This is a genomic window from Pseudomonas sp. Irchel s3h14 (genome assembly GCF_900187425.1).
In the GTDB taxonomy this organism is placed as follows: domain Bacteria; phylum Pseudomonadota; class Gammaproteobacteria; order Pseudomonadales; family Pseudomonadaceae; genus Aquipseudomonas.
Genome location: NZ_FYDJ01000018.1, coordinates 37,845 through 63,109, shown reverse-complemented (window position 1 = coordinate 63,109; position 25,265 = coordinate 37,845). Strand labels below are relative to the sequence as shown.

Below are 25,265 nucleotides of genomic sequence, written 5' to 3'. Positions count from 1 at the left end.
CCTCTCTTAATTATTGTTCGCAGCGTTCTGTGCGATATCGTTTTCGGCGCTTAACTCACGCACGGCGATATAACGCTCGCTGCGACGGGTGCGATCCAGCACCTGTCCTACCAATTGGCCACACGCGGCGTCGATGTCTTCACCGCGGGTGGTGCGTACGGTGACATTGAAGCCGGCATGGTGAAGCTGATCCTGGAAACGACGAATCGCGTTGTTGCTCGGGCGCTCGTAACCGGAATGCGGGAACGGGTTGAACGGAATCAGGTTGATCTTGCACGGGATGTTCTTGAGCAACTCGATCATTTCGACCGCGTGTTCGACCTTGTCGTTGATGTCCTTGAGCAACGTGTACTCAATGGTCAGCACACGCTTCTCGCCCAAGGACGACATGTAGCGCTGGCACGACTCGAGCAGCATCTTAAGCGGATACTTCTTGTTGATCGGCACCAATTGGTTACGCAATGCGTCGTTCGGTGCGTGCAGGGACAACGCCAGGGAGACGTCGATGTGCTTGGAGAGCTCATCGATCATCGGCACCACACCCGATGTAGACAGGGTGACGCGGCGCTTGGAGATCCCGTAGCCCAGGTCATCCATCATCAGATGCATGGCGGCCACGACGTTGTCGAAGTTCAGCAGCGGCTCACCCATGCCCATCATCACCACGTTGGTGATGGCACGGTCGGCGGTCGCCGGGATGCTGCCGAACGATTTATTGGCAATCCACACCTGGCCGATGACTTCGGCGGCAGTGAGGTTGCTGTTGAATCCTTGCTTGCCGGTGGAGCAGAAACTGCAATCCAGGGCACAGCCTGCCTGGGACGAAACGCACAAAGTGCCGCGTTTGCCCTGGGGAATGTACACGGTCTCGACGCAGCTGCCGGACGCCACACGAACCACCCACTTGCGGGTGCCGTCGGTGGAGATGTCCTCGCTGACAACTTCAGGACCACGAACCTCGGCAATAACCTTGAGCTTGTCGCGCAAGGCCTTGCTGACGTTCGTCATGGCGTCGAAATCATCGACGCCAAGGTGGTGAATCCATTTCATTACCTGACCGGCACGGAAACGCTTCTCCCCGATTGAGTCGAAGAATTTTTCCATTTCCAGCTGAGTCAGACCCAGCAGGTTGGTTTTTACAGTCGATGTAGTCATGGATTCACCTTCACTCTTAAGCCAATGCTTAGCGAGTGGTTACTTCAGTAGCTGCGAAGAAGTACGAGATTTCGCGAGCAGCAGCGGCTTCGGAGTCCGAACCGTGAACAGCGTTGGCGTCGATGGAATCAGCGAAGTCAGCGCGGATGGTACCGGCAGCAGCTTCTTTAGGGTTGGTAGCGCCCATCAGCTCACGGTTCAGAGCGATAGCGTTTTCGCCTTCCAGAACCTGAACGACAACCGGACCGGAGATCATGAAAGCAACCAGGTCGCCGAAGAAACCACGAGCGCTGTGCTCAGCGTAGAAGCCTTCAGCTTCAGCTTTGGACAGTTGCTTCAGTTTCGAAGCTACAACGCGCAGGCCAGCTTTTTCGAAACGAGTGGTGATCTCGCCGATAACGTTTTTTGCAACAGCGTCAGGCTTGATGATGGAGAAAGTACGTTGAACAGCCATGGTGTAACTCCAGAAACGGTAATTTGCGAAAAATTAAACCCGCGAATTATACGCGGGTTCTTTGGTATTGCCTAACTGCGTACGGCGCAGACTCAGTCTGCTTCTTCGATCCAGGCGGCCTGAATGGCTTCAAGCACCTTCTCGCCACCGCGGGTCGGATCATCACTGAACTCCGGCAATGCCAGCACCCATTTGTGCAGATCGACGAAGTTCACGTAACGCGGGTCCACATCCGGCTTGGATTCAGCCAGTTGGATCGCGATTTCCAGCACATCAACCCATTTCAGACTCATTTCAGTTCCTTGAATCAGTGCGCCGCTTCGGCCGCATGGTTGAGCGAGTATTTCGGAATTTCGACAGTCAGGTCTTCATTTCCGACGATCGCCTGACAGCCTAGACGCGATTGCGCCTCCAGACCCCAGGCACGATCAAGAAAGTCTTCTTCCAGCTCATCCGCTTCTTCCAGCGAGTCGAAACCCTCGCGGATGATGCAATGGCAGGTGGTGCAGGCGCAGACGCCGCCACAGGCGCTTTCCATCTCGATATGGTGTTCGTGGGCCAGCTCGAGAATGGATGTGCCAGGCTCAGCCTCCACAACCATACCTTCCGGGCAGAACTTCTCGTGTGGCAGAAAAATGACCTGCGGCATCGTTATTCCTCAATCTCATTCAGGTTGCGCCCCGCCAACGCGGCTTTCACCGTCGAGTCCAGGCGGCGGGCAGCAAAGGCGTCGGTCACTTGCGACAGACGTTTGGTCTGCTGCTCGATGGCGTAACCATCAGTACCTTTCATCAGTTCGGTCAGTTCCTGCATCTGCAATTCGATGACCATGCGCTCTTCGGCGTCGAGCAAGCGCTCGCCATCGACATCGAGGGCGCCCTGCACCGCTTCGATCAGGCGCTGGGCATCGACCTGCTGCTCACGCAACACCCGAGCGACCTTGTCGTCGTTGGCGTGCTGGAACGAGTCCTTGAGCATCTTGGCAATTTCGCCATCCGTCAGACCGTAGGACGGCTTGACCTGGATGCTGGCCTCAATGCCCGAGCCCAGCTCGCGGGCAGAAACACTGAGCAGACCGTCAGCATCGACCTGGAAGGTCACGCGAATCTTCGCCGCACCGGCCACCATCGCCGGAATGCCGCGCAATTCGAAGCGTGCCAGGGAACGGCAGTCGCTGATCAGCTCGCGCTCACCCTGCAATACGTGGATCGCCATGGCCGACTGGCCATCTTTATAAGTCGTGAAGTCCTGAGCGCGGGCGACAGGGATGGTGGTGTTGCGTGGAATCACCTTCTCCATCAGTCCGCCCATGGTTTCCAGCCCCAGGGACAACGGAATCACGTCAAGCAACAGCAATTCATCGCCATCACGCTTGTTGCCAGCCAGGGTATCGGCCTGGATCGCAGCACCAATGGCCACCACTTGATCCGGATCGATTTCGGTCAGCGGCTCGCGGCCGAAGGCTTCAGCGACGGCTTCGCGGACGCGAGGCACACGGGTCGAACCGCCGACCATGACCACGGCATGCACTTCTTCCAGCTCGATGCCGGAATCACGCACCGCGCGGCGACAGGCTTTCAAGCTGCGGGCAACCATCGGCTCGATCAGCGCATTGAAGGCTTCACGGGTCAGCTCGGCTTTCCAGTCGCCATAAGCGACTTCAACGGACGAGGCATTGGTCAGGGCTTCCTTGGCCGCACAAGCGGTTTGCAGCAGATGGCGTTGCGCACCCGGATCGAGGTCGGCGGACAGACCGGCGCTCTCGATGATCCAGCCAGCGATTGCGTGGTCGAAGTCATCGCCGCCCAGCGCGCTGTCGCCGCCGGTAGCCAAAACTTCAAACACACCGCCAGTCAGGCGCAGAATCGAAATATCAAAGGTGCCGCCACCCAGGTCATAAATAGCGACCAGGCCTTCAGCCTGCTGATCCAGACCGTAAGCCACAGCGGCGGCGGTCGGCTCATTGAGCAGACGCAGCACGTTCAGGCCGGCCAGCTTGGCCGCATCCTTGGTGGCTTGACGCTGAGCATCGTCGAAATAGGCCGGAACGGTGATCACCGCACCTACCAGTTCGCCACCCAACGTCGCTTCGGCGCGCTGACGCAGCACTTTCAGGATATCGGCGGAGACTTCGACCGGGCTTTTCGGACCCTGAATCGTGTCGATGAACGGCATGTGCGACTCGCCGCCGACAAAGCGGTACGGCAGTTGGTCGCCCAATTGCTTGACGTCGGACAAACCACGACCCATCAAGCGCTTGACCGACAGCACAGTGTTCAAAGGATCGGTAGCGGCGGCCAGTTTGGCGGACTCGCCGACCTCGACACGATCGGCGTGGTAGCGCACGGCAGACGGCAGGATGACCTGCCCGTCAGCGTCAGCCAGAGGTTCGGAAAGACCACTGCGCAACGCAGCGACCAGCGAATTGGTAGTGCCCAAGTCGATCCCCACAGCCAGACGACGCTGGTGCGGTTGAGGACTTTGGCCGGGTTCGGCGATCTGCAGTAGGGCCATCGTTATCAGGACTTATCTGTATATCAGGCGTGCGACCGGAGCGGCACTGGGTTAATCGTCGAGGCGCTCTTCTAACTGGCGCACTTCGTAGGTGAGCTTGTCGAGGAACTGCATGCGCCGCATCAGGCGTTCGGCCTGTTCACGTTGCGCTGCATCATCCCAACAGGCTGCGAAGCTTTCGTTCAGTTCATCCTGCGCAGTCTTCAGGCGACGCTTGAACACTGCAACACCCGCCAGATCGGCGCTGTCTTGCAGGTCTTCGAGTTCTTCACGCAGCTCCATCTGCTGCAGAAGAAACTCCGGATCATGCACCGTGACCTCCAGCGGCAGCTCGCGACCGCCCATGGCGAGCAAGTAACGCGCGCGCTTTGGGGGACTTTTGAGCGTCTGGTAGGCCTCGTTGAGGCTCGCGGATTGCTCTAGCGCCAGCCGCTGCTCGCGCTCGGAAGCGTCTGCAAAGCGGTCCGGATGAACACCGCGCGCCAACTCACGATAGCGCGTGGCCAACTGATCGAGATCCAGACGGAAGCTCGGTTTCAGCTCAAATAAAGCGAAATGACAAGGAGTACCCACGCGCAGCCTCAGATGTTGAAGCTTTCGCCGCAGCCACATTCACCGCGCACGTTGGGGTTGTTGAACTTGAAGCCTTCGTTCAACCCTTCCTTGACGAAATCGAGTTCGGTGCCGTCCAGGTAGGCCAGGCTTTTCGGGTCGATGATCACTTTCTCACCGTGACTTTCGAACACCTGATCCTCTGCAACCACCTCGTCGACAAACTCCAGCACGTAGGCAAGGCCGGAACAGCCTGTGGTGCGAACACCCAGACGAATCCCTTCACCTTTGCCGCGCCCGTTGAGGGAGCGTCGCACGTGTTGAGCAGCCGCTTCTGTCATGCTGATAGCCATCGGTGACTCCTTACTCGTCGCCAAAACTTGAAAGTCAGATCAAGCCTTTCTTCTGCTTGTAGTCGCGAACGGCCGCTTTGATAGCGTCTTCAGCAAGTACGGAGCAGTGAATTTTTACTGGCGGCAGAGCCAGTTCTTCAGCCAGCTGAGTGTTTTTGATGGTCTCTGCTTCATCCAGAGTCTTGCCTTTCATCCACTCGGTCGCCAGGGAGCTGGAGGCGATAGCCGAACCGCAACCGTAGGTCTTGAACTTGGCGTCTTCGATGATGCCTTGCTCGTTAACCTTGATCTGCAGACGCATCACGTCGCCGCACGCCGGAGCGCCGACCATGCCGGTGCCGACATCAGGGTCTTCCGCGTCCATCTTGCCGACGTTGCGCGGGTTCTCGTAGTGGTCGATGACCTTTTCGCTGTAAGCCATGATTCTTAATCCTCACTCATCAGAGAGTCGCTCTTAAGCCCTGAAAACCTGCGTTTTACAGGGCCGGGTTGCGGCGACTTGAAATCAGTGTGCCGCCCACTCGATTTTCGAAATGTCGACACCGTCTTTGTACATGTCCCACAGCGGCGACAGAGTGCGCAGCTTGGTAACGGCCTCGCAGACTTTCTGCGCGGCGTAGTCGATTTCTTCTTCGGTGGTGAAACGGCCGAAGGTGAAGCGAATCGAGCTGTGTGCCAATTCGTCGTTGCGGCCCAGGGCGCGCAGTACGTACGAAGGCTCAAGGGAAGCCGAGGTGCAGGCCGAACCGGACGAAACCGCCAGATCCTTGAGCGCCATGATCAGCGACTCGCCTTCAACGTAGTTGAAGCTCAGGTTCAGGTTGTGTGGAACGCGGGCGGTCATGCTGCCGTTGATGTACAGCTCTTCCAGGCCTTCGACCTGCTTGAAGAAACGGTCGCTCAAGGCCTTGATGCGGATGTTCTCGGCAACCATGTCTTCCTTGGCTACGCGGAAGGCTTCGCCCATGCCGACGATCTGGTGGGTCGCCAGGGTGCCCGAACGCATACCACGTTCGTGACCGCCGCCGTGCATGGTCGCTTCGATGCGAACACGCGGCTTGCGGCTCACGTACAGTGCGCCGATGCCTTTAGGGCCGTAGGTTTTGTGTGCAGAGAACGACATCATGTCGACTTTCAGCTTCGACAGGTCGATATCGACCTTGCCGGTGGACTGAGCAGCGTCAACGTGGAACAGGATGCCCTTGGAACGGGTCAGTTCGCCGATGGCCTCGATGTCGTTGATGGTGCCGATTTCGTTGTTCACGTGCATGACCGAAACCAGGATGGTGTCGTCGCGCAGGGCAGCTTCGATCATCTCTGGAGTGACCAGACCATCAGTGCGAGGCTCGATGTAGGTGACTTCGAAGCCTTCACGCTCCAGTTGGCGCATGGTGTCGAGGACAGCCTTGTGCTCAATCTTGGTGGTGATCAGGTGTTTGCCTTTGGTGGCATAGAAATGCGCCGCACCCTTGATTGCCAGGTTGTCGGACTCGGTGGCACCGGAGGTCCAGACGATTTCACGCGGGTCGGCGTTGACCAGGTCAGCGACCTGACGACGAGCGTTTTCGACGGACTCTTCAGCTTTCCAGCCGAACACGTGGGAACGGGACGCCGGGTTACCGAAGTTTCCGTCAACCAGCAGGCACTCACTCATCTTTTGCGCTACACGCGGATCAACCGGGGTGGTCGCAGAGTAATCAAGGTAAATCGGCAATTTCATGGACTATCTCCTAAATCAGGCTGGCTGGCGTGCCGCTAGCTCTTTGGCTGTCATTCGACGGCGGACGCTTCAATCTTGTCCAGGCGTGGCGCTTTGCTATTGCAACGGCGCTGATCCTGACGCTGGGCTACTTCTTGTACCTCACGGCGAGTGACAAGGTCAGCCAAGCTGATACCGCTGAGAAACTCGTGAATCTGCAGGCTCAGATCGCACCACAAGTGGTGGGTCAGACAGGTGTCGCCTTGATGGCAATCACCTTGGCCCTGGCATTTGGTGGCATCGACCGATTCGTTCACCGCATCGATCACCTGGGCGACCTGGATACCCTGCATGTCGCGCGACAGCTGATAGCCGCCGCCTGGACCACGGACGCTGGACACCAGATTGCTGCGGCGCAATTTGGCGAAGAGCTGTTCGAGGTAGGACAGGGAGATGCCTTGGCGCTCGGAGATATCGGCCAGGGACACCGGCCCGTGCTGCGCGTGCAACGCCAGGTCAAGCATGGCAGTCACGGCGTATCGGCCTTTTGTAGTCAGTCGCATGGACAATTACCACGGAGTTCGGAATGGGGCGAGTATGCAATTCCCGAGTATTTAAGTCAACTATAAGACCTAGTACTTTAGTCAGGATTACCCGCGAAAGAGCGGCCGCATCATAGCAAAGGCTGGCCATATACAGCCAGTAGTACCGCGCTATCGTTCTTCGCGAGCAAGCCCGCTCCCACAGGGATTTTCGGTGTCCACACAATTTGTGCATCACCCAAGACCTTGTGGGAGCGGGCTTGCTCGCGAAGGGAGCGACTCTGTTTAACTGGCCTGGCTCTGATCCTTGTCCTTCACACAGGCGAAGTCTTCTTCGCGCAGCTCAGGCAGATCTTTTGCACAGTAATTGCTGCCCAGATCCTTCAGCGCCCCGCACATACCCTCCAGACGCCCATCAACTGCCTGCAGATGATCGAGCAACTGATTGATGGCCCGCGCCACCGGGTCCGGCATGTCTTCGCCAACACCGTAGGCGTCAAAACCGATTTTCTCGGCCATGGCCTTGCGTTTGGCGTCCTGCTCTTCATCGGGCTTGACGATGATCCGACCAGGAATGCCGACCACCGTCGCACCCGCCGGAACCGCCTTGGTGACCACGGCATTGGAACCGACCTTGGCTCCGGCGCCGACGGTAAACGGACCCAGCACCTTGGCGCCCGCCCCGACCACCACGCCATCTTCAAGCGTCGGGTGACGCTTGCCCTTGTTCCAGCTGGTGCCACCCAGGGTCACGCCCTGATAAAGGGTGACGTCATTGCCGATCTCAGCGGTTTCACCGATGACGATGCCCATGCCATGGTCAATAAAGAAGCGACGACCGACCTTGGCGCCCGGATGGATCTCGATCCCGGTCAACCAGCGACCGAAGTTCGACACCAGCCGCGCCAGCCACTTCCAGCCCATGCCCCACAGGGCCGACGACAAGCGGTGGATCCAGATGGCGTGCATGCCCGGGTAGCACGTCAGAACTTCAAAGGCGTTGCGCGCTGCCGGATCACGATGGAAAACACTCTGGATATCTTCACGCAAACGCTCGAACATTTTTAATCCTTCCGCTTAAGAAGCTCACCACGGGCCGCTTTCTGGGTTTCCGTGAGGATGCCACGCAATATATTCATTTCCGCCCGGCTGACCGAGCTGCGTCCGTACAACCGGCGCAGGCGCGCCATCAAGTGCCGTGGTTTTTCCGGATCGAGGAATTCAATGGCCACCAGGGTTTGCTCCAGGTGTTCATAGAATCGCTCCAGCTCATCCATGGTCGCCAGCTCACCACTTTTGGTGGACGCCACTTCATCCTTCTCGACCTTGCTCGGCTGACCTTGGGCCGCGAGCCAGGACATACGCACTTCATAGCTCAACACCTGCACCGCCGCCCCAAGGTTCAGCGAGCTGAACTCAGGGTCTGATGGGATGTGCACGTGATAATGACATCGCTGCAGCTCTTCATTGGTCAGGCCGGAATCTTCACGACCAAAGACCAAGGCGATTTCAGCGCCCTGCGTTGCTTCCTCGACCACTTTTACACCGCATTCGCGGGGATCGAGCAACGGCCAGGGAATGCGACGGTCACGGGCGCTGGTACCGAGCACCAGATTGCAGCCAACCAAGGCATCTTCCAAGGTGGCGACGACTTGCGCGTTTTCAAGGATGTCACCGGCACCGGAAGCACGAGCATCGGCTTCGTGATGCGGGAACAACCGCGGTTCGACCAGCACCAGCCGCGACAGGCCCATGTTCTTCATGGCACGCGCAGCCCCGCCGATATTCCCGGGATGGCTGGTATTGACCAGGACGACACGAATGTTTTGCAGCAAGGGAGGCGCTCTCGAACACTTTAATGGGAGCAGAATCTTACAGCTCAACCTACCGTTAAGCTATGAAAGCGAACACCAACCTTCACCTGTAGAAAAGTTCTGATAGAATGCCCGGCTTTCTTTAACAACCTTAGGTGACACATCCATGCAGCCCATGCTGAATATCGCGCTGCGCGCCGCCCGCAGCGCCAGTGAATTGATCTTCCGCTCCATCGAGCGCCTGGATACCATCAAGGTCGACGAAAAAGACGCCAAGGATTACGTATCCGAGGTGGATCGCGCCGCCGAACAGAAAATCATCGACGCGCTGCGCAAGGCCTACCCTACCCACGGCATTCTCGGCGAAGAAACCGGTATGCACCCGGGTAGCGGCGAAGGCGAAGACTACCTGTGGATCATCGACCCACTGGACGGCACCACCAACTTCCTGCGCGGCATTCCTCACTTCGCCGTCAGCATTGCCTGCAAATACCGCGGTCGCCTGGAACACGCTGTTGTTCTGGACCCGGTTCGCCAGGAAGAATTCACCGCCAGCCGTGGTCGCGGCGCCCAACTGAACGGTCGTCGTCTGCGCGTCAGCGGCCGCACCAGCCTGGACGGCGCCCTGCTGGGTACCGGCTTCCCGTTCCGCGATGACCAAATGGACAACCTCGACAACTACCTGGGCATGTTCCGCGCCCTGGTTGGCCAGACTGCCGGCATCCGCCGCGCTGGCTCGGCGAGCCTGGACCTGGCTTACGTAGCAGCCGGTCGTTTCGACGCATTCTGGGAGTCGGGCCTGTCCGAGTGGGACATGGCTGCAGGCGCCCTGCTGATCCAGGAAGCAGGCGGCCTGGTGAGCGACTTCACCGGCGGTCACGACTTCCTTGAGAAAGGCCACGTCGTTGCCGGTAACACCAAATGCTTCAAAGCAGTACTGACGGCCATCCAGCCGCACCTGCCGGCCTCGCTGAAACGCTAAGCGAGCAGCCACAAAAAAGCACCCTTCGGGGTGCTTTTTTTATGCCCTCAATTCCGGAACCTACCCCCTGTAGGAGCAAAGCTTGCTCGCGATTGCATCACCGCAACCTGGCTGAAAAAACGCGCTGCCTGCATCGCGGGCAAGCCTTGCTCCTACAGGAGTCTATGAGCGCAAATCGCGGGCACAAAAAAAGCACCCCGAAGGATGCTTCTTTTTGAATCTCAAACCTGAGTATTTAGCGATTCTCTTCGTTCTGCCCCAGGATCAGCTTGCCTTCCTTGTCGACCGGAATCTGGTTGCCCGGGTCGCGATCCATCCGCACTTTGCCTTCCTTGCCGTCCAGCGAATAACGGACGTCGTAACCTACGACCTTGTCACTGATGTCATTCACGGTGTTACACCGCGTCTGAGTCGTGGTGTAGGTGTCGCGCTCCTGCATGCCTTCCTGAACCTTGTTGCCCGCGTAACCACCGCCAACTGCACCTGCTACTGTGGCAATCTTCTTGCCGGTGCCGCCACCGACCTGATTACCGAGCAAACCACCCGCCACGGCACCCAATACGGTACCGGCGATCTGGTGTTGATCTTTCACCGGCGCTTGCCGGGTTACTGCAACATCCTTGCATACTTCACGTGGCGTCTTGATTTGTGTCTTGACCGGTTCAACGGCCAGAACTTGCGCATACTCAGGGCCGCTTTTTTTGACCAGGCTGTAGGTGGCAACAGCACCCCCGGCCGTCACACCAACAGCACCCAATACTGCACCAACCAGCATCGACTTGTTCACATGAACCTCCTGACCATCACATGCGGGACATGCCCGCGCTTCTCCTAGCCTTGGAGCATAAAAAAAGGCGCGAGTTCAACACTCGCGCCTTTTCGGCTGACAGCTGGAAAACGATAGCCGTTATGGGCGGTCGTCGACTTCCTTATCGGTAGCCACTGTAGGAATCAGATCCTCAGTGCTCAGGTTCAGCCAGATCAGCACGACGTTGGCGATGTAGATCGACGAGTACGTACCCGCCAACACACCGATAAACAGCGCGATGGAGAAGCCGAACAGGTTGTCGCCACCAAAGAACAACAGGGCCGCGATCGCCAGCAACGTGGAGATCGACGTTGCCATGGTCCGCAGCAGGGTCTGGGTAGTCGAGATGTTGATGTTCTCGATCAAGGATGCCTTGCGCAGCACACGGAAGTTCTCACGAACCCGGTCGAATACCACGATGGTGTCGTTGAGCGAGTAACCAATAATCGCCAGTACCGCCGCCAGCACCGTCAGGTCGAAGGTGATCTGGAAGAACGACAGGATACCGATGGTCACGATCACGTCGTGGATCAGCGAAACGATCGCACCGACCGCAAACTTCCACTGAAAGCGGAAAGCCAGGTAGATCAGAATGCCACCCAGCGCCATCAGCATGCCGAGGCCACCCTGGTCGCGCAGCTCTTCACCCACCTGCGGGCCGACGAACTCGACGCGCTTGACCGTCGCCGGGTTGTCGCCGCCGACTTTCAGCAGCGCTTCTGCCACTTGATGACCCAGCTGCGGGTCTTCACCCGGCATGCGCACCAGCAAATCGGTAGTCGCACCGAAGCTCTGCACGATTGCCTCGTGATAACCCGATGTAACCAGCTGCTCACGCACCTTGGTGACATCGGCCGGACGCTCGTAGGTCAGCTCGATGAGCGTACCGCCGGTGAAGTCCAGGCCCCAGTTCATGCCCTTGGTGGCGACGCTGAACAAAGCCAGCACGGTAAGGAACAATGTGACGCCGAACGCAACGTTGCGAACGCCCATGAAGTTGATTGTACGTAACATGGCAGCCCCTTAAATCCACAACTTCTTGAAGTCACGACCGCCGAAGATCAGGTTGACCATCGCGCGGGTCACCATGATGGCCGTGAACATCGAGGTAAAGATCCCGAGGGACATGGTCACTGCGAAACCTTTGACAGGGCCGGTGCCCATCGCAAAGAGAATCCCGCCGACCAACAAGGTTGTCAGGTTGGCGTCGAGAATCGCGGTGAATGCCCGGCCGAAGCCTTCGTTGATTGCCCGCTGTACACTCATGCCCGCCGCGATCTCTTCACGTATCCGCGAGAAGATCAGAACGTTGGCGTCGACAGCCATACCCATGGTCAACACGATACCGGCGATACCCGGCAGGGTCAGCGTTGCACCCAGCAGCGACATCAGAGCCAGCAGCAGCACCATGTTCACCGCCAGAGCGACGGTGGCGATGATGCCGAAGAAGCGGTAGATGGCGATGATAAACAGCGAGACAAACAGCATGCCCCACAGCGATGCATCGACACCTTTGATGATGTTGTCGGCACCCAGGCTTGGACCAATGGTACGTTCTTCAGCGAAGTACATCGGTGCAGCCAGACCACCGGCACGCAGCAGCAGAGCCAGTTCGGACGACTCGCCCTGACCGTTCAGGCCTGTAATGCGGAACTGAGCACCCAGCGGCGACTGAATGGTCGCGAGGCTGATGATCTTCTTCTCTTCCTTGAACGTCTGGACCGGCACGTCTTTCTCAACGCCATTGACCACTTGCTTGACGTAAGTGGTAACCGGACGTTGCTCGATAAAGATCACTGCCATGCTGCGACCGACGTTGCTGCGAGTCGCACGACTCATCAGCTCGCCACCGTGACCATCCAGACGGATGTTCACTTCTGGCGTGCCTTGCTCGCCGAAGCCAGCCTTGGCGTCAGTCACCTGGTCGCCAGTGATGATCAAGCCACGCTCAATCTGTGCCGGAGGACGATTGCCTTCACGGAACTCGAAGGTTTCGGAAGTGGCTTTCGAAGCGCCTGGCTCAGCAGCCAGACGGAATTCAAGGTTGGCCGTCTTGCCGAGGATACGCTTGGCTTCGGCAGTGTCCTGCACGCCCGGCAGCTCAACCACGATGCGGTTGGCGCCCTGACGCTGAACGATCGGTTCAGCAACACCCAGCTCGTTGACGCGGTTACGTACCGTGGTCAAGTTCTGCTTGATGGAGTATTCGCGGATTTCCGCCAGCTTGGCCGGGGTCATCGCCAGACGCAGTACCGGTTGGCCATTGAGGTCGGCCGGAACAATGTCGAAATCGTTGAAGCTCTTGCGGATCAGCGTACGGGCTTGTTCGCGGGCTGCTTCATCAGTGAAACCCAGCTGAATGGCACCGTTGAGTTGCGGCAGGCTGCGATAGCGCAGTTTCTCTTTACGCAACAGGCTCTTGACGTCGCCTTCGTAGACTTTCAGGCGCGCATCGAGCGCTTTGTCCATGTCCACTTCGAGCAGGAAGTGCACACCACCGGACAAGTCCAGACCCAGCTTCATCGGGTGCGCGGCCAGGCTGCGCAGCCATTGCGGGGTGGTTTGTGCCAGGTTCAGTGCAACGACGTAGTCATCACCCAATGCCTTGCGCACGACGTCTTTGGCAGGTAGCTGATCTTCAGCCTTGGTCAGACGAATCAAACCGCCCTTGCCGTTTGCTGCCAGGGTGGCAGCCTTGACGTTGATCCCGGATTCCTTGAGCGCTGCGCCCACACGGTCCAGATCAGCCTGAGTGACCTGCAGCGAAGTGCTTGCACCGCTGACCTGAATGGCCGGGTCATCAGGATATAGATTGGGAGCGGAATAAATCAGACCGACCGCTAGCACCGCCAGGATCAGAATGTATTTCCACAGAGGGTATTTGTTCAGCATCACGCCGCCCGCTTATGACGCGGGGCGCCTTGCGCGCCCCGTCGATTGAGTAGAAGTTGAAACTTAGATCGCTTTCAGCGTGCCTTTTGGCAGCGTGGCGGCGATGGCGCCTTTCTGGAATTTCATTTCGATGGTGTCGGAAACTTCCAGAACAACGAAGTCGTCTGCCACTTTAGTGATCTTGCCGGCGATACCACCGGTGGTCACAACTTCGTCGCCTTTCTGCAGGCTGCTCAGCAGGTTTTTCTGCTCTTTGGCGCGCTTGGCCTGTGGACGCCAGATCATCAGGTAGAAGATGACCAGGAAACCGACCAGGAAAATCCACTCAAAACCGCCACCCATTGGGCCTGCAGCAGGTGCAGCAGCGTCAGCCATGGCATTAGAGATAAAAAAGCTCATTTAGCACTCCAGTTGCAAATGTTGAATCTTGGGGTCAGGAAACTCAGTCCAAAGGCGGAACAGGAAGCCCGCGTTTGGCGTAGAAGGCATCGACAAAGGCGGCCAATGTACCCTGTTGAATAGCCTCGCGCAAACCAGCCATAAGCACCTGGTAATGGCGCAAATTGTGGATGGTATTCAACATGCTACCCAGCATTTCGCCGCACTTGTCCAGATGGTGCAGATAAGCACGGGAGAAGTTCTGGCAGGTGTAGCAATCGCAGGTCGGATCCAGCGGCGAATCATCATGGCGATGGAACGCGTTACGGATCTTCAGCACGCCTGTATCAATGAACAGATGCCCATTGCGGGCATTACGGGTTGGCATCACGCAATCGAACATGTCCACACCGCGGCGCACACCCTCAACCAGATCTTCCGGTTTGCCAACGCCCATAAGGTAACGAGGTTTGTCAGCCGGCATCTGACCCGGCAGGTAGTCGAGCACCTTGATCATCTCGTGTTTCGGCTCGCCCACCGACAGACCGCCGATGGCCAGGCCATCAAAGCCGATGTTGTCGAGACCTTCCAGGGAACGCATGCGCAGATCCTGATGCATACCGCCCTGAACAATGCCGAACAGCGCCGCCGTGTTGTCGCCATGGGCTTCTTTCGAACGCTTGGCCCAACGCAACGACAGCTCCATCGAGACCCGCGCGACGTCTTCGTCAGCCGGGTAAGGCGTGCATTCGTCGAAAATCATCACGATGTCCGAGCCCAGATCGCGCTGGACCTGCATCGACTCTTCCGGGCCCATGAACACTTTGGCGCCATCAACCGGAGAAGCGAAGGTCACGCCCTCCTCCTTGATCTTGCGCATCGCGCCCAGGCTGAACACCTGAAAACCGCCGGAGTCGGTCAGAATCGGGCCTTTCCACTGCATGAAATCGTGCAGGTCGCCGTGCTTCTTGATCACTTCGGTGCCAGGACGCAGCCACAAGTGGAAGGTGTTACCCAGAATGATTTCCGCGCCCGTGGCGGTGATATCCCGCGGCAACATGCCCTTGACCGTGCCATACGTGCCCACCGGCATGAACGCCGGGGTCTCGACGGTACCGCGCGGGAAGGTCAAACGACCGCGACGAGCCTTGCCGTCGGTGGCAAGAAGCTCAAAAGACATGCGACTGGTGCGACTCATTCTGTTTCCTCAGGGCCACGTGGTGCGGGATTACGGGTGATAAACATCGCATCACCGTAGCTGAAAAAGCGGTAACCATGCTCAACGGCGGCTTTATAAGCGGCCATGGCTTCGGGATAACCGGCGAACGCCGAAACCAGCATCAACAGCGTGGATTCGGGCAAATGGAAGTTGGTGACCAGGGCATCGACCACATGAAACGGCCGGCCCGGGTAGATAAAAATGTCGGTATCGCCACTGAACGGCTTGAGCACGCCATCGCGCGCGGCACTTTCCAGGGAACGCACACTGGTGGTCCCCACCGCCACCACGCGACCACCGCGAGCGCGGCAGGCTTCGACGGCATCGACCACGTCCTGACCGACTTCCAGCCACTCGCTATGCATGTGGTGGTCTTCGATCTTCTCGACGCGCACCGGCTGGAACGTGCCAGCGCCGACGTGCAAGGTCACGAACGCAGTCTCGACGCCCTTGGCGGCAATCGCCTCCATCAGCGGCTGATCGAAATGCAGCCCCGCCGTCGGCGCCGCCACCGCGCCCAAACGCTCGGCGTAGACCGTCTGATAACGCTCACGGTCCGAGCCTTCATCCGGGCGGTCTATATAAGGAGGCAACGGCATGTGCCCGACGCGATCGAGCAGCGGCAACACCTCTTCGGCGAACCCCAGTTCAAACAGCGCATCGTGACGCGCCAGCATCTCGGCTTCGCCACCGCCGTCGATCAGGATCTTCGAACCCGGCTTCGGCGACTTGCTGGACCGTACATGGGCCAGCACGCGATGACTGTCGAGCACCCGCTCCACCAGAATTTCCAGCTTGCCGCCGGAAGCCTTCTGACCAAACAGTCGCGCCGGAATCACCCGGGTATTGTTGAACACCATCAAATCGCCCGGGCGCAAATGCTCGAGCAAATCAGTGAATTGACGGTGCGCCAGGGCGCCGCTGACCCCATCAAGGGTCAACAGACGACTGTTGCGACGCTCAGCCAAAGGATGGCGAGCGATCAGCGAATCAGGGAGTTCGAAAGTAAAGTCAGCAACGCGCATGATGGGGTTCGTCTAGCAGGGGCCGGAAGTCTAGCCGAAATAGTGAAAATTCTCTATGTACCTGATTGACCGACGGTAATCTCATCTCTATACTTCGCCGCCATTGAGCCCTGATGGCGGAATTGGTAGACGCGGCGGATTCAAAATCCGTTTTCGCAAGAAGTGGGAGTTCGAGTCTCCCTCGGGGCACCATTTGCAGTACATAGACGACTACCAGCGTCTACGCAACACCCCTAGAGCCCGCCAACTGCGGGCTTTTTGGTCTCTGGGGTTCCATCCCCGTCCCTTGCAAGCTAGCCTCTTTTTGGTACATTTTCTGTACAGATTCCAGTTCGAGAACCGGAGGTGTACAGCCATGCCCCTCACCGCCTTGCAAGTCAAAGCGTCCAAGCCTGCCGACAAGCAATACACGCTGAGTGATAGTTCGGGTCTTGCCCTTCTAGTCCAGCCGAACGGCCACAAGTACTGGCATTTCCGCTATTCGTATCATGGTCGCCCGGCGCGCATGTCATTGGGCGTCTACCCGAGCATCTCCTTGCAGGAAGCTCGTGAACGGGCTGCTGAATGCCGGAAGCTGCTCAAGGACGACATCAACCCTGGCGCCAAGCGGCGGGATGACAAGCAGCAGCAACGGGAGGCTGGGCTCAACACCTTCAGGCGAGCGACGGAGTACTGGTATCAGTTCAAGGCCGACTCCGGCCGCAGCCATGCGACGCTAAAGAAGATTCGCGACTACCTCGACAAGGATCTGCTACCGGCACTCGGCGAGATGCAGCTGGAGCACATTACTCGCGCCGACTGCGCGAAGTTGCAGGCCAGCATCGAAAAGCGCGGGGCGTTCAATGTGGCAGACAAGGCTCGGACCTGGCTCAAGCAGATTTTCAGTCAGGCGATTGCGCGGGGGTTGTGCGAACACAATCCAGCTTCAGAACTTCATGCCATCGCGTTGGCGCCGCCTTCCCCTGAGCACTATCCGCATTTGCGTGAAAGCGAGCTGCCGGAATTTCTTCAGGCGCTGAGCAAGACCACCAGCCGGTTGCCGTCGAGGATTGCTTCGTGGATGGCAATACTGACGGCGAGCCGACCCGGCATGGTTCGGTATGCGACGTGGGATGAAATCGATTTTGAAGAGGGGACGTGGACCATACCGGCTGAACGCATGAAGATGCGCCGGGACTATGTCAGTCCCCTGCCCCATCAACTGATCGCGATGCTGATCAAGCTGCACCAATGCACTGGACGCAGCCGCTACCTGTTTCCGGGTAGTGGTGAGAAACGGCCCGTCATCAGCGAGAACACGATCAATCTGGTGTTTGCCAAGATTGGCTATAAAGGGCGGATGGTGAGCCATGGCGTTCGCCACACCGCGAGCACGCTGCTGCGCGAACATGGGTGGCTGAAGGATCATGTTGAAAGTCAACTGGCGCATGTCGAGGGTGGCATTGCTGGGGAGTACAACCAGGCGCTGTACCTGACGCAACGGCGGATCATGATGCAGTGGTATGCCGATTATCTCGATGCGCTCAGGGTTGGGATTACGGCGAGCCTGCGGGATCAGTTTGATACGCGGGTTAATCAGTTTCTGTCGCGTAAGTCTTCGGAGCTTCTCGGGGTCAACGCGGTCGGTGGCGGCATCAGCACCTTGGAAGATGAGCGTGGCGCATTCCAGCACTAACACGTCAGTGAAATCTCCACAGCTTTGCCTTCCACGCGGGCCCTTCCAAGCGGGGCTGCAAGCCGCCCTGCTTGGAAGGACCTCACTTGAAAAATCTAAAAATCAGCGTAACCGTCTTCTAGAAACCAAGGATTTCCATAGACAGCTTATGTCATTCGCAGCCGCAGAATTCTCAAAAAATCGAGCCTTGACCCTGTCTATCGGCGAGCGTAGAAAAGATCGGGCAAAGCGCTGTCGTTGACAGCAACCCAGGTAGCCAGAACCTTCAAGGCTACGCCACTCCGTGGTGGTTCTCCCCAAGTGCGATTAGCGTCCGGCGGCTCGCACGGTCACAGCGATGTGATGGATGCCTACTTCTATCAGAGCGCCTACTGCGGCAACTCATTCCCTTTCATAGCTGCCCTGCAGCAACCTATCCGCTTGGTCATTTCATTGCGCCAACCTGCGCCCGTCTCTTTCTCCCGGAAAGAGACGGGCGCTCCTACCGCTGCTGCAGCCCAACTCGTACAAGGCTTTGCGGCACTTCCCCTCGCGACAATCGGCGTGACAAACACCGAAGTCACCAGCAACAGCGATGCAGATGATGGTGCCGCAGCCCAAGGAATGGACTGCACCTGACTGACAGTCAGGCATGTCCCGGTCATCGCATCACTGCCTTCACCCGACTCAGGATCTCGCGGCACTGGTCTCGTCAGCCAGTGCAGCCTCCACCCGCCCACTTCTTTGGAAGTGCTCAGGAGGCCAGATCATGAGATGCCCAAGCTCTCGGTCGTAAAGAGCCGCTAGTCCCGCGTGAGTGGACAACCCTCACAGGTCGCAGGGGCCTTGATCCCTGATAACACTCAACATTCGTGGCGGGATGACGTGGGGAAGATTTCAAAGGTTTTGGCTTCGAGAGGAGTTTGATCATGGCACTGGTGGGCAGGCGAGATGGGCGCAATTTTGGCTATGGTCGGCAACTGAGTTATGCCGGGCCGCAGGCATTGCGCGATCTGTTTGACGGCGGACATTACGGCACGGTCAAAGCGCACAGTGATCGCTGGCAGGCATTTGTACGTTGGTGCCGCTCGAAGGATGGGTCGGGGTTTAACGATGCGCGACAGATTGATCGGCAGACCTTGCTGGACTACGCCGGACATCTGCGCCAACAAGTTGAACGAGGTGAGCTGGCCCTCGCCACTGCGCAAAACCGGTTGTCCAGTGTGAATCGGACCATGGCTGCGCTTCGCGGTAATCAGTATGTGAAGGTCGTGAGTCCGAGCAAGGCCTTGGGAATGCGGCGCACCAGTGTTCGTCGCTCGGTACCGCAAGGCCAAGACCGCGAACAAGTGAAGCGGATCGTCGACGTGCTTTGCGAACATCAGTACCCGCGCGCCGCCGCCATCGCACAATTGGCACGTGCCACTGGCATGCGTTTACGCGAGGCGATTTTGGCCGACCTTCCTCGACTGCAACGCGAAGCCGAGCAACTCGGCAGGATCAACATCCAGGATGGCACCAAAGGTGGCCGCTCGGGAGCCTCGGCCCCTCTGTGGATCACGGTAGATGAGCACATCCGCGACACACTGGCATTCGCCCTTCAAGTCTCGCCTTTCGGTAGCCGCAACCTGCTGGCACCGAACGAGAGCTACCTCGATTTCCAACGGGAAATCGTCCGCCCCGCCCGAGATATCCTCCATACGCACAACCTCAAAGGCTTCCACGAACTGCGCGCGGCTTATGCGTGCGAACGCTATGAGCAGATCACCCATCACCTAGCGCCCATCAACGGTGGCACGTGCAGGCGCCTCGATCCACGCCTTGATCAAGAGGCACGCTTACAAATCAGCTATGAGCTGGGACACGGTCGAATCGACGTGGTATCGGCGTACATCGGTGGTCGGGTATGAATAAACCATTCGATATGGAGATCTTCTTGGCTGGGGCACTGACTGGAGCACATGCCACACGCGAACGTCACATCCGCCAGGCCAAGACTATTCAAGCAGCGATTTCTGAACGCTGGAACCGAGATAATCCATGGACATGGCAAAGAAAGCATCTCGTTTGGTTTTTGAACCACCACATGAACTCAAACTCGAAATCGACGCGCTACTACTACCTGCTGACCACAAGCCTGATCACTCTGCGCCTAGGAAAATCCTGGAATTTTCAACGTTAGCCGAATGCCAGCAAACTGCGCGCTCTGTATCCCTCACCGGCAGATTGAGCCAGCCAACGATTTGATTGGGATTAGGGCGGGCCTCTTGAGCCCCTGAACCTAACCTCTGTTGTTTGATAACCTCTATGTTTTACTGATGGACTGAGGGTTGTAGCTCGAGGCTACAGGCTTCACCTGAGACGTAGAGGCTGAAGGCGGTGATAGACACTAGTCTGGTGGCGAAGCTAAGGGCTGAGAATGCAAGATTGGTTGCCTTGCTGGATGCTCATGGCATCGAATGGCGCCCGCCTGCTGAGCCAGTCAAGATAGCGATTGTCCAAGCAGAACAATCACAGCAACTCGATACTGATGGAAAGCTTGCCCTATTCCGAAGCTTGTTTCGTGGTAGGACGGACGTTTATCCCAGCCGCTGGGAAAGCAAGGCAGGCAAATCAGGATACGCACCCGCTTGCGCAAACGAATGGAGGCCTGGCGTTTGTGAGAAGCCCCGAATTAAATGTGGCGACTGCGGTAACCGTCAGCTGCTTCCGCTGACTGATGAGGTGGTCTATCGCCATCTGGCGGGCGAAGTGGTCGTTGGTATCTACCCCCTACTCTCTGATGACACTTGTTATTTTTTGGCGGTCGACTTCGATGAGGCCGAATGGCGTGATGATTCCAAAGCTTTTGTGCAGTCATGCCATGAGCTGAACGTCCCGGTGGCGCTGGAAATATCGCGCTCAGGCCAAGGGGCTCATGGCTGGATTTTCTTTGAGCGTAATGTTCCTGCCTGCGATGCGCGCCGCCTCGGTGCCGCAATCATCAGTCATGCCTGTGAGCGCACCCGGCAGTTGGCGCTCAGCTCCTATGATCGACTGTTTCCAAACCAGGACTATATGCCCAAAGGCGGCTTTGGAAATCTCATCGCGCTCCCTTTACAAAAGCGGGCCAGGGCCCAAAACAATAGCGTTTTTGTAGACGACTCGCTTGAGCCTCATCCTGATCAATGGGCTTTCCTGGCATCGATTCAGCGCATGAGTCCAGAAGATATCCAGCCCGTTATTATCCAGGCGATGGGTAATCGGGACCCTCTAGGGGTCGCCTATGTCGATGACGAAGGTGATGCAGAACCTTGGAAAGGTCGTGAATCGAGATCACGTAAATTGACATGCCCGTTACCTGCTGCTGTCAACATCACGCTGGCTAACTTAATTTACTTTGAAAAGTCGGAATTGCCACAGTCATTGGCAAACCAGCTTGTCCGGCTCGCTGCCTTTCAAAATCCCGAGTTCTACAAAGCTCAGGCCATGCGCATGTCAGTGTGGAACAAGCCAAGAATTATCGGCTGTGCCCAGAACTTCCACAAACATATTGCGTTACCACGTGGCTGTTTGGATGCTGCGCTGGAGCTTTTAGGGGAAAACGGGGTTACCCCTATTCTTAAAGACGAACGCTTCGCGGGCGACCCCATCGACGTAAGTTTTCTCGGGACCCTGCGTTCTGACCAAGAGGCTGCTGTCAGCGCAATGCTAAGTCATGACACCGGTATCCTCTGCGCACCGACTGCTTTCGGTAAAACGGTGAGTGCTGCTGCGTTGATTGCCGCACGTGGCATTAACACGTTGGTGCTTGTGCATCGGACGGAACTGTTAAGGCAGTGGCAAGAGCGCTTGCAGGCGTTTTTGGGAGTCGGGAATGGTGTCGTTGGTACTCTTGGGAGCGGAAAAGCGAAGCTTACCGGCATCATCGACATTGCCGTAATGCAGTCGTTATCGCGAAAAGGCGAGATCAGCGATCAGGTAAAAAACTACGGCCAGATCATTGTTGATGAGTGTCATCACCTATCAGCAGTGTCATTCGAGGCACTACTGAGGAGCGCGACCGCGCGGTACGTGCTGGGACTCACGGCAACCCCAGTGCGCCGAGATGGGCAGCAGCCTATTATTTTCATGCAGTGTGGACCGATCCGACATTCTGCTGCTCGACCAGCGAGTGCGCCTCATGACCTATCTGTCGTGCCTCGATTGCTATCCAAACCAATAGTGGTCCCCGACGGCTTTGGGATTCAGGACGTTTTTCGGCATCTAGCCGACGACTCTGAGCGGACAGCCAAAATCGTCTCGGAGATTGAGCTGGCGTACAGCGAGGGTAGAAAAATTCTAGTGCTAACGGAGCGGACTGAACATGTAGATGCCCTTGAATTAGAATTGAAACAGCGCGTGCATAACCTTTTCACGCTTCATGGGCGAGTGCCTAAGAAACAGCGCATTTCCCGTATGCATGAGCTTGAGTCCCTTCCCCCTGATGCTCCACGAGTGCTGTTGGCAACAGGAAAACTAGTAGGTGAAGGCTTCGATCACCCGCCGTTGGACACGCTGGTGCTGGCAATGCCCATCTCATGGAAGGGAATCCTTCAGCAATATGCGGGGCGGTTGCATCGATCGCACGCCGATAAGGCCAACGTGCGAGTGATCGACTTCGTTGACGGGGGGAATGTCGCACTGCTGAGGATGTGGGATAAGCGCCAGGCGGGTTACAAAGCGATGGGCTACCGTATGGCTGATTCCATGGTCACCATGGACCTACTCTAACGTGGTTGACAGTTGACATTAACGCGGCGGTTTGCGAACAGATTGAGCACTCAGTGCGGCTTTGCCGCACCGAACACCGCCATGACTCGCGACAGCGCCGTGTCGGTGCCGGCGCACATGTCCATGGGCTCGATGGCGAGCCAGATGGAATCGATGCGAATCATCGCATCAGTCCGCGAACGAACTGGGCACAACCCTTGGGATCGGTAGCAGGCCATTTCACCGTCAGCGTTTTTTGCCCGGACGGCACCTCGATGCTGACTGACCTCTCTGCCTGACTTTTCGGTTCTACTTTCAACGGGATAAAAGCGGGCAAGTTTGCGAGCTGCTGCTCGCGGAAAAGTGGCAATCATTTGCGCACGACATTGGCGTTGATGCCGTGGTTCAGAGCGACTCTGGCTACAGAGGCTAAAAATGTGTCCACTTAAATTTAAGTGGACACCATCGCCTTAAGCGACGGCGTCAGGAAGGTGTGTTCCCGCCGGTGACTCTGTAATGCCCCCTCGCTTACTAAGACTTTACAGCTACGCTTCTCAGACTCCACCTCGATTGAGGCGCTTAGGAGTTTTGCTGAGCTGAAAAAGGCCTTCAAGGGCTAAAGAGAATGGGTTGTAGCTTGTGCTGCAATATGGGCCAGGTCACAACGAAAAACGAGTCGATGATTCCACGCTGGGGCATTCCATGGTTACGCAAGAGTTTGAGCGGTGGTTGACCACGTTATCCAGTAGTTCTGTGACGGAGATGTTTCTTTGGGTCACCATCGGGGTATTGGTCATCTCCCTCTTACAGGGAGCCAAGGGGCGTCACTCGCAGTTTCTTGAGTATGCCCCGACGTTGATGACGTCATTGGGCATACTCGGCACCTTTATCGGCGTGGTTATCGGACTTCTGCATTTCGATACGCAAAACATCGACCAGAGCATCCCTAAGCTGCTTGATGGGCTTAAAACGGCCTTTATCACCAGTATCGTGGGGATGTTGGCAGCTATGATTTTTAACGCGATGGACGCTTGGAAGTTTGCACCCAGGCGCCAGGCGAATGGGGTTAAACATGATGTAACTCCGAGCGATATCCATGCGGCGTTGGAGCAACAAACAGCACTTTTACAGCAGCTTTCTCAGGGGCTTTCCGGTAGCGAAGAAGGCTCTTTGGTTGGGCAGGTAAGGTTTCTGCGGGCAGATGTTGGTGATTTTTCCCGTGATGCTAAAGCCTTCAATGCCGAGTTCAGCCGCAAGCTATGGCAGGAAATGGCGAACTTTGCCGAGATGATGTCGAGATCTGCCACCAGCCTGATCATCGAGGCGCTCCAGCAGGTGATCCAGGACTTCAATAACAATCTGATGGAGCAGTTCGGCGAAAACTTTAAGGCGCTGGATGCTTCGGTCAAAAAGCTGGTGGATTGGCAGATCGAATACAAAAGTCAGGTTGAGCAGATGTCCGAGCAGTACCAGCAGAGTGTCGACTCGCTGGTATCTACACGACAGGCTGTTGCGGGCATTTGGGAGGAGTGCAAGGAAATCCCGCTGGCGATGGCTGAGCTGCGCGATGTACTGCTGGTCAACCAGCATCAGATTCAAGAGCTTCAACGGCACCTGGATGCCTTTATCCAGATGCGCGATGCCGCGGTGAATGCTGTGCCCACCATCCAGGCGAAAGTCGAGGAAATCGGCGATCAGCTGCTACGGGGTGCCGGCCAGATGAAGGTGGCGATGGAGGCTGGGGTTGATCAGCTAAGCCATGCGGTTACGGGGGCCTCCGGCCAGCTTGAAGCTTCGTCGCTTTCTGTGCAGGAGAAGCTTGAGGATGTAGGGCAGAAATTGCTAAACGGGTCCAATGAAATGCGGGTGGCCCTGGAAGACGGTGCAGAGGACTTCCGTAATTCAGTAAGCACTACTCAAAGTGCTTTCGCTGAGCTTTCTCATACGGTTAAAAACACTTCTGAGCAGCTGTCCGAAACCCTCAAAGACACGGCGATGGAAGTCTCCAATACCTCCCGCGACATGCTTGGCCACATGCAGGGCTCTGTGCAGGGTATGCAGAAGGACATCAGCCAAACTGCAAAGAACATGGAAGAACACTCACAGCAGGTTCACGAACAGTTCCGCAGGACCGCTAGTGAGTTCGAGAAATCCAACAGTTCTGTTGTGCTGTTGGTTGCGCAGACAGCTTCGCGCATTCAAGACGAGATCAAGCTGAGCTCGGAAAGCATGCTCCAGGCTGCTCGTCAACAAATTGAGCAGAGCATGTCAGGCCTTGATGCGCACATGCGGGATGCCGTGGGTAAAACGGGCACGACGATCAATAAGCAGCTTGAACAATTGGAAATGGCAACAGCTCGTGAAATCGAGAAGGCCATGACCGATATGGGCAGCTCACTTGTGCAGATCACCAGTCGTTTTGTGAAGGATTACGAACAAATGGTTGGGCGGATGGATGATGTAATCCGCATGAATGGCACTCAAGGCCGCTAA

At 57.1% G+C, this 25,265-nt stretch carries 24 protein-coding genes and 1 tRNA gene; 7 read left to right on the top strand and 18 right to left on the bottom strand.

Features of this window, described 5'->3' with window-relative positions:
• Positions 1-6 precede the first annotated feature (6 nt).
• From rlmN to trmJ, 12 genes are all read right to left on the bottom strand, one after another.
• Positions 7-1,155 carry a 23S rRNA (adenine(2503)-C(2))-methyltransferase RlmN gene (rlmN, locus tag CKW16_RS25240; RefSeq protein ID WP_033061468.1) on the bottom strand — a complete coding sequence of 383 codons (1,149 nt, stop codon included), beginning with the start codon at positions 1,153-1,155 and terminating at the stop codon, positions 7-9.
• A gap of 28 nt (positions 1,156-1,183) precedes the next feature.
• Positions 1,184-1,609 carry a nucleoside-diphosphate kinase gene (ndk, locus tag CKW16_RS25235; protein WP_007916882.1) on the bottom strand — a complete coding sequence of 142 codons (426 nt, stop codon included), beginning with the start codon at positions 1,607-1,609 and terminating at the stop codon, positions 1,184-1,186.
• 92 nt (positions 1,610-1,701) lie between these two features.
• Positions 1,702-1,902, bottom strand: coding sequence for a Fe-S cluster assembly protein IscX (iscX, locus tag CKW16_RS25230; protein ID WP_008147746.1), 201 nt, complete (start codon positions 1,900-1,902; stop codon positions 1,702-1,704).
• 14 nt (positions 1,903-1,916) lie between these two features.
• A complete protein-coding gene (gene fdx / locus CKW16_RS25225) occupies positions 1,917-2,258 on the bottom strand; it encodes an ISC system 2Fe-2S type ferredoxin (protein ID WP_046046032.1) in 342 nt (113 codons plus the stop codon).
• 2 nt (positions 2,259-2,260) lie between these two features.
• The gene (hscA, locus tag CKW16_RS25220; protein WP_095131564.1) at positions 2,261-4,123 is read right to left on the bottom strand and encodes a Fe-S protein assembly chaperone HscA; all 1,863 of its coding nucleotides are present in this window, start codon (positions 4,121-4,123) and stop codon (positions 2,261-2,263) included.
• 51 nt (positions 4,124-4,174) lie between these two features.
• Entirely contained in the window at positions 4,175-4,696 is a 522-nt protein-coding gene (hscB, locus tag CKW16_RS25215) for a co-chaperone HscB (protein WP_008070981.1), read from the bottom strand.
• Positions 4,697-4,704: 8 nt separating this feature from the next.
• A complete protein-coding gene (iscA, locus tag CKW16_RS25210; protein WP_007903589.1) occupies positions 4,705-5,028 on the bottom strand; it encodes an iron-sulfur cluster assembly protein IscA in 324 nt (107 codons plus the stop codon).
• Between the two features lie 34 nt (positions 5,029-5,062).
• Positions 5,063-5,449 (bottom strand): Fe-S cluster assembly scaffold IscU, encoded by a 387-nt coding sequence (gene iscU / locus CKW16_RS25205; protein WP_003443374.1) that lies wholly within the window; start codon positions 5,447-5,449, stop codon positions 5,063-5,065.
• Between the two features lie 84 nt (positions 5,450-5,533).
• Positions 5,534-6,748, bottom strand: coding sequence for an IscS subfamily cysteine desulfurase (locus tag CKW16_RS25200; protein WP_046046030.1), 1,215 nt, complete (start codon positions 6,746-6,748; stop codon positions 5,534-5,536).
• A 50-nt stretch (positions 6,749-6,798) separates the two neighbouring features.
• On the bottom strand, positions 6,799-7,290 hold the full coding sequence (gene iscR, locus CKW16_RS25195) for a Fe-S cluster assembly transcriptional regulator IscR (RefSeq protein ID WP_007903581.1): 492 nt from the start codon (positions 7,288-7,290) through the stop codon (positions 6,799-6,801).
• A 264-nt stretch (positions 7,291-7,554) separates the two neighbouring features.
• Positions 7,555-8,331: a serine O-acetyltransferase gene (gene cysE / locus CKW16_RS25190; RefSeq protein WP_095131562.1), complete on the bottom strand. Its 777-nt coding sequence runs from the start codon at positions 8,329-8,331 to the stop codon at positions 7,555-7,557.
• Positions 8,332-8,333: 2 nt separating this feature from the next.
• A complete protein-coding gene (trmJ, locus tag CKW16_RS25185) occupies positions 8,334-9,104 on the bottom strand; it encodes a tRNA (cytosine(32)/uridine(32)-2'-O)-methyltransferase TrmJ (RefSeq protein ID WP_046046028.1) in 771 nt (256 codons plus the stop codon).
• A 145-nt stretch (positions 9,105-9,249) separates the two neighbouring features.
• On the opposite strand from trmJ, the gene suhB reads away from it, so the two are divergent.
• Positions 9,250-10,065, top strand: coding sequence for an inositol-phosphate phosphatase (suhB, locus tag CKW16_RS25180; protein WP_033061458.1), 816 nt, complete (start codon positions 9,250-9,252; stop codon positions 10,063-10,065).
• A gap of 235 nt (positions 10,066-10,300) precedes the next feature.
• Here suhB and CKW16_RS25175 read toward each other — a convergent pair whose 3' ends face one another.
• From CKW16_RS25175 to queA, 6 genes are all read right to left on the bottom strand, one after another.
• Positions 10,301-10,852 (bottom strand): glycine zipper 2TM domain-containing protein, encoded by a 552-nt coding sequence (locus CKW16_RS25175; protein ID WP_095131560.1) that lies wholly within the window; start codon positions 10,850-10,852, stop codon positions 10,301-10,303.
• 120 nt (positions 10,853-10,972) lie between these two features.
• Positions 10,973-11,887, bottom strand: coding sequence for a protein translocase subunit SecF (gene secF / locus CKW16_RS25170; RefSeq protein ID WP_095131558.1), 915 nt, complete (start codon positions 11,885-11,887; stop codon positions 10,973-10,975).
• Positions 11,888-11,896: 9 nt separating this feature from the next.
• Positions 11,897-13,765, bottom strand: coding sequence for a protein translocase subunit SecD (gene secD / locus CKW16_RS25165; protein ID WP_095131556.1), 1,869 nt, complete (start codon positions 13,763-13,765; stop codon positions 11,897-11,899).
• 63 nt (positions 13,766-13,828) lie between these two features.
• Positions 13,829-14,164, bottom strand: coding sequence for a preprotein translocase subunit YajC (gene yajC / locus CKW16_RS25160; protein WP_008147715.1), 336 nt, complete (start codon positions 14,162-14,164; stop codon positions 13,829-13,831).
• A 43-nt stretch (positions 14,165-14,207) separates the two neighbouring features.
• On the bottom strand, positions 14,208-15,323 hold the full coding sequence (gene tgt, locus CKW16_RS25155) for a tRNA guanosine(34) transglycosylase Tgt (protein WP_161990833.1): 1,116 nt from the start codon (positions 15,321-15,323) through the stop codon (positions 14,208-14,210).
• Between the two features lie 14 nt (positions 15,324-15,337).
• Positions 15,338-16,387, bottom strand: a complete 1,050-nt coding sequence (queA, locus tag CKW16_RS25150; RefSeq protein ID WP_046046021.1) for a tRNA preQ1(34) S-adenosylmethionine ribosyltransferase-isomerase QueA — start codon at positions 16,385-16,387, stop codon at positions 15,338-15,340.
• A 107-nt stretch (positions 16,388-16,494) separates the two neighbouring features.
• Here queA and CKW16_RS25145 point away from each other — a divergent pair.
• The 6 genes from CKW16_RS25145 to CKW16_RS25110 all read left to right on the top strand — a co-directional run bounded on the left by CKW16_RS25145 (position 16,495) and on the right by CKW16_RS25110 (position 25,265).
• Positions 16,495-16,579 (top strand) — tRNA-Leu (locus tag CKW16_RS25145).
• 163 nt (positions 16,580-16,742) lie between these two features.
• The gene (locus CKW16_RS25140; protein WP_095131554.1) at positions 16,743-18,062 is read left to right on the top strand and encodes an integrase arm-type DNA-binding domain-containing protein; all 1,320 of its coding nucleotides are present in this window, start codon (positions 16,743-16,745) and stop codon (positions 18,060-18,062) included.
• A gap of 908 nt (positions 18,063-18,970) precedes the next feature.
• Positions 18,971-19,951: an integrase domain-containing protein gene (locus CKW16_RS25130; protein ID WP_095131550.1), complete on the top strand. Its 981-nt coding sequence runs from the start codon at positions 18,971-18,973 to the stop codon at positions 19,949-19,951.
• Positions 19,948-20,223 (top strand): hypothetical protein, encoded by a 276-nt coding sequence (locus tag CKW16_RS25125; RefSeq protein ID WP_080932528.1) that lies wholly within the window; start codon positions 19,948-19,950, stop codon positions 20,221-20,223. The genes CKW16_RS25130 and CKW16_RS25125 overlap by 4 nt, the downstream gene beginning before the upstream one ends.
• A 197-nt stretch (positions 20,224-20,420) precedes the next feature.
• A complete protein-coding gene (locus CKW16_RS25120) occupies positions 20,421-22,793 on the top strand; it encodes a DEAD/DEAH box helicase family protein (RefSeq protein WP_095131548.1) in 2,373 nt (790 codons plus the stop codon).
• 681 nt (positions 22,794-23,474) lie between these two features.
• Positions 23,475-25,265, top strand: a complete 1,791-nt coding sequence (locus CKW16_RS25110) for a MotA/TolQ/ExbB proton channel family protein (protein ID WP_095131546.1) — start codon at positions 23,475-23,477, stop codon at positions 25,263-25,265.